This window comes from Helicobacter pylori, assembly GCF_001998165.1.
GTDB lineage: Bacteria > Campylobacterota > Campylobacteria > Campylobacterales > Helicobacteraceae > Helicobacter > Helicobacter pylori_DL.
Genome location: NZ_MTWR01000066.1, coordinates 1 through 3,068, shown reverse-complemented (window position 1 = coordinate 3,068; position 3,068 = coordinate 1). Strand labels below are relative to the sequence as shown.

Sequence of the window (3,068 nt, the reverse complement as noted above, 5' to 3'; positions counted from 1 at the left end):
ATGTTTTAAGGAACAGAAAAATAGGGCTTTAATATGAAAGCAAGGACTTTTTCTTAGCGTTCCCGCAAACAACAAAAAATAAACAAGGTAAAAAATGCCCTTCGCATAAAAACTACATTATAAGTGAAGAAAATGAAGCAATTGAGATAATGATTGATCAGTTGCAAGTTGTCCCAAAGGTGCAAGTTTTAGAGAATAATATAATGGGAAGAAGTCTTGCATTAGCATTACAAAAGGCGTCTATCCCCAGACCCATATCGGTGCATAGAGTGCCACTCATCAATCATTTTTTAGAACAAGTTATTTTACAAAACCAATCTGATGAAAACAAAAGTATAAAACCAATTGCTTTTGGAAGTCTTATCAAACTCAACCCACATAATGAAAATCCCCTATTAAAACCCTACAGCGTATTTATTGCGCTTTCTTGTGTTCAATTCCATTATTCGGGCATGTGCCTAGTTGCCACCCATGAAAACGATTCTATTATTTTTGAGTTATTACATTGATTTTCAGGCACGCAATTTTGAACGTCAACAACTTGTTCAATTAGATCCGAAAGAAATTAAAACCCAAATCCTTGAGCGTTTAAAACACCAAAAGCAAAAATCAAACATTAAGAAATAAGAAACAACAAAAACAACAAGTAAAAAACCATAAGCAGTAAAAAAACAAACGATTAAGACATAAAAATTAAAAACGCAATAAGTAAGAAATAACAAAAACAACAAGCAAAAAGCCATAAGCAGTAAAAAACAAAATCAAGCGATTAAAATCATTAAACATTAAACAACAAGAAGCAATAAATCTAAACAAAAGAATTAAGAAAGCTCAACGCTAAATCCAACACAAGCAAACTAAACACATTAAACATTAAATATAAAGACACTAACAACTAAAAATATAAGTATTAAGAAATAACAAACAATAAGCAAGCAAATATTAAAAACAATCAAGAAGTAAAAAAAGAAAGAATAACTTCAATCTTTCAAAACTAAGCAACAAGAAGTCCTTTTGTCAGGTAATACTCTTTGGCTTTTAACAAGCGAATGTTAAAAGCTTTTCTCTAGAAAGGAGGTGATCCAACCGCAGGTTCACCTACGGTTACCTTGTTACGACTTCACCCCAGTCGCTGTGTGTGCCGTGGGCAGTAGCTAATTTAGCATCCTGACTTAAGGCAAACACAACTCCCATGGTGTGACGGGCGGTGAGTACAAGACCCGGGAACGTATTCACCGCAACATGGCTGATTTGCGATTACTAGCGATTCCAGCTTCATGCAGGCGAGTTGCAGCCTACAATCCGAACTGAGAGGCGTTTTGAAGATTGGCTCCACTTCGCAGTATTGCTTCTCTTTGTGCACCCCATTGTAGCACGTGTGTAGCCCTAGGCGTAAGGGCCATGATGACTTGACGTCGTCCCCACCTTCCTCCTCCTTACGGAGGCAGTATCCTTAGAGTTCTCAGCATGACCTGTTAGCAACTAAGAAAGGGGGTTGCGCTCGTTGCGGGACTTAACCCAACATCTCACGACACGAGCTGACGACAGCCGTGCAGCACCTGTTTTCAAGGTCTGGCAAGCCAGACACTCCACTATTTCTAGCGGATTCTCTCAATGTCAAGCCTAGGTAAGGTTCTTCGTGTATCTTCGAATTAAACCACATGCTCCACCGCTTGTGCGGGTCCCCGTCTATTCCTTTGAGTTTTAATCTTGCGACCGTACTCCCCAGGCGGGATGCTTAATGCGTTAGCTGCATTACTAGAGAGACTAAGCCCTCCAACAACTAGCATCCATCGTTTAGGGCGTGGACTACCAGGGTATCTAATCCTGTTTGCTCCCCACGCTTTCGCGCAATCAGCGTCAGTAATGTTCCAGCAGGTCGCCTTCGCAATGAGTATTCCTCTTGATCTCTACGGATTTTACCCCTACACCAAGAATTCCACCTACCTCTCCCACACTCTAGAATAGTAGTTTCAAATGCAGTTCTATGGTTAAGCCATAGGATTTCACACCTGACTGACTATCCCGCCTACGCGCTCTTTACGCCCAGTGATTCCGAGTAACGCTTGCACCCTCCGTATTACCGCGGCTGCTGGCACGGAGTTAGCCGGTGCTTATTCGTTAGATACCGTCATTATCTTCTCTAACAAAAGGAGTTTACAATCCTAAAACCTTCATCCTCCACGCGGCGTTGCTGCTTCAGGGTTTCCCCCATTGAGCAATATTCCCTACTGCTGCCTCCCGTAGGAGTCTGGACCGTGTCTCAGTTCCAGTGTGTCCGTTCACCCTCTCAGGCCGGATACCCGTCATAGCCTTGGTAAGCCATTACCTTACCAACAAGCTGATAGGACATAGGCTGATCTCTTAGCGATAAATCTTTCCCCCGTAGGGAGTATCTGGTATTAATCATCGTTTCCAATGGCTATCCCAAACTAAGAGGCACATAACCTATGCGTTACTCACCCGTGCGCCACTAATCAGCCTTCTAGCAAGCTAGAAAGCTTCATCGTTCGACTTGCATGTATTAGGCACGCCGCCAGCGTTCACTCTGAGCCAGGATCAAACTCTCCATAAAAGTGTTTGTCCTAAAGCTCTTTTGTTTTTTTGATAGGCTGTTATCATTCCTAATAACAGCTTTAGCGTATCACAAGAACTCGTTTTATACTTTATTGAATAAAACGGGTTGTGTTCTTAAGTATTACAACAACAAAACAGAAAGAAACTTTTTAAATTAAAAAGGTTTAGCTAAACGCTAACCTGAATAAAATACTCTCATGCCATTCAACCATCAATTATATACGATAATACAATCAATGGTATTGATTGGCATTAGTTGGATTAAGAATTTCTTATAAAAGAATGGAAATTAACCCTCACTCTTTCAAATAAGTTATCCTTAAATAGTGTTAGAATATCCCTTTAAAAAGAACTTCTATCAATTTGCTTAGTTTTCAAAGATCGTTTGCTTTAATCAGCTACCCTTGCAAGTTATCAAGCGGCTTTTTAAAAGCCCTTGCTGAAACAAGGAAATGAAAGTATAGTCATATAAAGCTTAAGGTTTGCTTAAA

Annotated in this window: 1 rRNA gene and 1 pseudogene; one reads left to right on the top strand and one right to left on the bottom strand. The window is 40.2% G+C overall.

From position 1 onward, the window contains the following. The first annotated feature begins 149 nt into the window (after positions 1-149). Positions 150-627: pseudogene (locus BZK24_RS07515) on the top strand (hypothetical protein). Between the two features lie 443 nt (positions 628-1,070). On the opposite strand, the gene BZK24_RS07505 reads toward BZK24_RS07515, so the two are convergent. Further along, positions 1,071-2,575, bottom strand: a 16S ribosomal RNA gene (locus tag BZK24_RS07505). Positions 2,576-3,068 lie beyond the last annotated feature (493 nt).